Genomic DNA, 4,589 nt, shown 5'->3' with positions numbered 1-4,589 from the left:
GGCGGCCACTCCCAGGGCACGGAGGTACGCCTGGAACTGCCCCTGGCCGCCCTGACCACCCCCACCGCATGACCCCACGACCCGAGAGGAGGCCCCTGATGCCGGACCAGAGGCCCCACCCCACCGGCGCCCCGCAGCCGCCACCGCACCACCCGTTCGCCGACCTCCCGCAACCGGCACAACCGGTTCGTCGCCTCCGGGTCGTCGTGGCGGACGACAACCCGGTCGTCCGGGCCGGTCTGACCGCCCTGCTCTCCGGCCGCGCGGACATCGAGGTCGTGGCGGAGGCCGTCGACGGCCGCCAGGCCTACGAGGCCGCCCACCAACACCGCCCGGACGTCGTCCTCCTCGACGTGCGCATGCCCGGCGTGGACGGCATCTCGGCCCTCCCGCACCTGGTGGGGATCGCTCCCGTGGTGATGCTGACCTACAGCAGGGAGTCCGAGATCGTCCAGGAGGCCCTGCGCCGGGGAGCGGGCGGTTACCTGGTCCACGGCGAGTTCACGGCCGACCAGCTGGTCGACGCCGTACGGGACATCAAGGAGGGCCGGCCCCACTTCACGCCCACGGCGGCGGGCGCCCTGCTGGCCCAACTCCGCCGGGACCAGACGCCGGCTCCGCCCCTGCCGGAAGGTCTGGGCGGTTCATCGAGTGCGACTGCATACGGAATTCCCACTTCCGCAAAATCGCATAGTCAACCTCAGAACCCCTCCCAGCCAGCCCATTTCGCTCCTCACCCCGCCCCACCCCCGCTCATTTCTCCAGAAAACCTTTCGCAAATGCAACCACATGTGGGACAGTCTTCGTCTGAGTGGACGAGTGGCCGTCCGGCTGCTCCCGACAGGTCGCGGTTCCAACTGAGCACGAGGGAGGCGGAGATCATGGACCTCATCGCGTCCGGCATGAACAACCAGCAGATCGCCGCCACGTGCTTCATCAGCGAAAAGACCGTCAAGAACCACATCAACCGCATCTTCGCCAAGCTGCACAGCACCAGCCGCTCCGAGGCCGCAGCGAAGTGGATCGGCACAGCGCCGGACACGCGTCGGGGACTGGGGTGACCTCCGGTGACGCGATGGAGGAACAACCCGTTGAGCCCGAGCGATTGGGCCCGGATTTGGGCCCTGGGGCCCTCTGAAGGACAGGGCGTGACGCCGTACGTTCCTCGTGTCGAAAACGACACAGCCGAATCCGGAGGGGAACACCATGAGCGACCTGATGCTGAAGACCGCCGTCGCGACCAAGGTCCGTGTGAACGGCTGGAAGAACACGACCGTCGAGGCGATGCAGCGCCGCGCCGACGACAAGGGGCAGACGGCGGTCGAGTACCTGGGCATCATCGCGGTGGTGGTGGCGATCGTGCTGGCGATCACGGGTACCAGCATCGGGACGACAATCCTCAACAAGATCACAACGTTGATCGACCGGGTCGGGAATTGACACGACCTCGCAGGTACGGCGACGCAGGGCAGGCTTTCCCCATCTACATCACGGTGGTGGGGGGCCTGCTCTTCCTTGCGCTCGCCTACTTCGCGGTCGGCCAGGCCACGGTGAATCGGGGTAGCGCCCAGACGGCGGCAGATGCCGCGGCGCTCGCGGCGGCCCAGGAGGCCCGGGACCAGCTTGCAGGCGAATGGGCCAAGGCAGTTCTCGACCCGGACAAGTGGCAGGACATCTTCAACGGCAACGTACAACTGGTCGGCGATCCGTGCTCACGTGCGTATCAGCTAGCGGGCCAGAACGACGCCGATGTCCAGGGATGCTCGGGCAGCGGATTGCCTCTGGGATACGAGGTCGTTGTGCAGACGCGGAAGCCGATGGGGGAGTCCATCGTCCCCGCCACAGCGCAGAAGAGATCGACGGCCAATGCCACGGCCGTCATCGAGCGCCTCTGCGAGTTCAAGCCCCTTCCCGAAGACGCGGGGGACGACGAACTCCCCCGTCTCACCTGCGACGGCAGGAACTGGGATCTGAAACCGGACAACCTCACCGAGCTTCCGGAACCCGAGGATCTTTTCGACGTCCACCTGGCCGACTGAGAAGCGAACGACGAGTGATGAAGGAAGCGGAGAGATGAGCATGCGGTTCACTGAGAGGGCCCGCAGGAGGATGGTCGCGTTGACCATGGCGGCCGGACTGGCCCTGGGCGCGGTCGGCTGCAGTGGCGGTGGTGGCGACGACGACAAGAAGCCGGATACCTCGGCCTCCGCTTCCAAGGACCGCGGCTCCGCGCCCAGCGCTCAGGAGGGCAAGTCCGAGGCGCCGCTGGCCGAACTCAAGGGCAAGGATGGGTTGCTCTTTCAGATCACGTCGGCGCAGCGGGACGCGGGCGGCTTCCTCACTGTCAACGGCCAGTTCAAGAACGACGGTTCTGGTTCGGTGACCATCCCTGCCGAACTGCGCGGTGACGAGACGGAGATCCTCAAGCACGGCACGTCACTCGGCGGCGCCACGCTCGTGGACTCGAAGGGGAAGAAGCGCTACTACGTACTGCGCGACACTGATGGACGGCCATTGACCACGACAGGTCTCACCACGATCCAGTCCGGACAGACCATCCCCGTCTTCATCCAGTTCCCCGCACCCCCCGCGAGCGCAACCGACGTCACCCTCCAGGTCCCGACGTTCTCCAGCGGCACCATCAAGATCTCCGGGTGAGGCCGGCCATGAAAACCCGCACGCGTACCCGATCGGCGACTCCACGCCTCGCCCTGGTCCTCACCGCCGCCGGCCTCATGGTCGCCACGAACCTCTACGGCGCCGTCTCGGCCCAGGCCGACGAAACCCCCGGCGTCCCACCCGGCACCGAGGCCTCCGCCTCCGCCCCCGTCGAGGTCGACCCCAACGACCCCGACCTCAAGATCCCCGAAGGGGCCACCCTCGCCGAACCCAAAGTCCTCGACATCAAACAGGTCGTAGAAGACCAAAGCGGCGACGAACGCCGCGAGGACACCAACGCTGACGTCAAGTTCGCCCTCCAGGCCGAGGTCCTCTTCGGCAAGGACAGCGCGAAACTCAGCGGCGAGGCAAAGGCCCGTATCGCCGCGATCGCGGAGGAGATCAAGACGCAGAACGCGACGAAGATCCGCGTCTTCGGCTTCACGGACAACCTCGGCTCCTCCGCACACGGCGACGTCCTCTCCAAGAAGCGCGCCGACGCCGTACAGAACGTCCTCGACCAGCAACTGACAAACTCCAACGTCACGTACGAGGTCCGCGGCTACGGCGAGCAGTACCCCATCGCCGACAACTCCTCGGAGACCGGCCGCAAGAAGAACCGCCGTGTCGAGGTCTCCTTTCCGCGCACAGAGAGTTGAGTCACCGAAAGTGGGCCCGGGGTTGGGGCCACGGGCCCATGCGTGCGTGATCGACGTTCCTTAGCCTCGGCTCGGTATCCGTCTTGAACGGCCGTTTATCGAGCTGAGCCGAGGTCGCGCATGTCCCCTGCCGGTGACCGGATACCCCCGCACGGAACGGGGGGTGCACAGAACAGCCCGTCCTGGGAACGGCGTTCGCCGTTGCCGAGGGAGCTGGGCTGGGCGCAGGTACTGCTGTGGGTGCAGTTCGCGCTGACGGCGCTGTACGTGATCACCGTGCTGTCGGTGGTGACGTACTACTCCGGGGAGATCTTCGGGATCCTGGTGTACGACTCGCTGCCCAGCGTGGCCGGGATCTACCTGGCCCGGCGCCTGTGGCAGGGCGGGGTGTGGACGAGCCGCGCCCTGATCGCCGTACAGGCGTGGATCGTGTGGCTGTCGTTCGGCACGCTGTTGCACGGTGATCTGCGGGGCATCACGCAGGCGGCGATGCCGGTGGCGGTCATCGTGCTGTTGCGCCGGGCCCGGTCGCGTGAGTGGTTCGACCCCGACGGATAGCCGGGCGAACCATGGAACGATATTGCGCGTGGCCGTTGGAACGGGACTCGAGGTCGTCGACGCTGGGCTCGGTCGGTCAGCATCCGAGCGGATCACGTCCCGTTCACATTTCGGCGCACGAGAAGGAGGCTTGGGAATGACAGAGAACAGTAGTCCCACAATCTTGAGTTGGTCTGTGAAAGAGTCTCTGCTGCAGTATGTTCGCGCGCTGGGTGAGATTTCGTATGTGTCTGGCCTCGTTGAGCTGGGTGACGAATTGGTCTGGCCACTGGCGTCCGATCATCATGACGCAGACGGGGTTCGGATTGCCGAGTTCAGTGGCGCGATCCATCTTCGTGCTCACGACGGGCTTCTCGATATCGTCATTGCCGATCCGGAAGTTCGTGTGAACGAGACGCAGGGGCAACTGAGCGTGAGGACCGCTCTGGACGCGCCGGAACGCGTCGTGATTGCGACCCTCGATGGTATCGAGAGCTCAGCGTCTGTCCTGCGAGCCGAAGTACAGGTGACCGCCGCCGGCTCAGCTGTGTTCGGCGCCAATTACCCTTCGGGTACGAGACTCTCGCCATTGACAATCGGCAGTGACCGCAACTGACAGACATCTTGCGGTCTTTCAGAATGGATCGAGGGACACGTTGTCCTCCTCCCCCATCTCGACTGCGGACGCGTAACGCACTGCGTGGCGCTCCAACGCCACGGCTGCTTGGGCCTTCC

The 4,589-nt window shown here is 65.7% G+C and carries 7 protein-coding genes; all 7 read left to right on the top strand.

Features of this window, described 5'->3' with window-relative positions; all coding sequences use genetic code 11:
• Positions 1-98 precede the first annotated feature (98 nt).
• Positions 99-1,061 carry a response regulator transcription factor gene (locus ABT116_RS39820; RefSeq protein WP_351644791.1) on the top strand — a complete coding sequence of 321 codons (963 nt, stop codon included), beginning with the start codon at positions 99-101 and terminating at the stop codon, positions 1,059-1,061.
• Between the two features lie 145 nt (positions 1,062-1,206).
• Positions 1,207-1,440, top strand: a complete 234-nt coding sequence (locus ABT116_RS39815; protein WP_351644789.1) for a Flp family type IVb pilin — start codon at positions 1,207-1,209, stop codon at positions 1,438-1,440.
• Positions 1,437-2,039 carry a pilus assembly protein TadG-related protein gene (locus ABT116_RS39810; protein ID WP_351644784.1) on the top strand — a complete coding sequence of 201 codons (603 nt, stop codon included), beginning with the start codon at positions 1,437-1,439 and terminating at the stop codon, positions 2,037-2,039. Before ABT116_RS39815 ends, ABT116_RS39810 begins: the two co-directional genes overlap by 4 nt.
• A gap of 34 nt (positions 2,040-2,073) precedes the next feature.
• Positions 2,074-2,658 (top strand): hypothetical protein, encoded by a 585-nt coding sequence (locus ABT116_RS39805; RefSeq protein WP_351644779.1) that lies wholly within the window; start codon positions 2,074-2,076, stop codon positions 2,656-2,658.
• A gap of 8 nt (positions 2,659-2,666) precedes the next feature.
• Positions 2,667-3,317, top strand: coding sequence for an OmpA family protein (locus ABT116_RS39800; protein WP_351644776.1), 651 nt, complete (start codon positions 2,667-2,669; stop codon positions 3,315-3,317).
• Positions 3,318-3,518: 201 nt separating this feature from the next.
• Positions 3,519-3,875, top strand: coding sequence for a hypothetical protein (locus tag ABT116_RS39795; RefSeq protein WP_351644771.1), 357 nt, complete (start codon positions 3,519-3,521; stop codon positions 3,873-3,875).
• Between the two features lie 136 nt (positions 3,876-4,011).
• Positions 4,012-4,470, top strand: coding sequence for an HtaA domain-containing protein (locus ABT116_RS39790; RefSeq protein WP_298776102.1), 459 nt, complete (start codon positions 4,012-4,014; stop codon positions 4,468-4,470).
• The last annotated feature ends 119 nt before the right edge of the window (positions 4,471-4,589 follow it).

This window comes from Streptomyces sp. NPDC002130, from assembly GCF_040296465.1.
Classification (GTDB): domain Bacteria; phylum Actinomycetota; class Actinomycetes; order Streptomycetales; family Streptomycetaceae; genus Streptomyces.
This window is presented reverse-complemented; position numbering and strand designations above follow the sequence as displayed.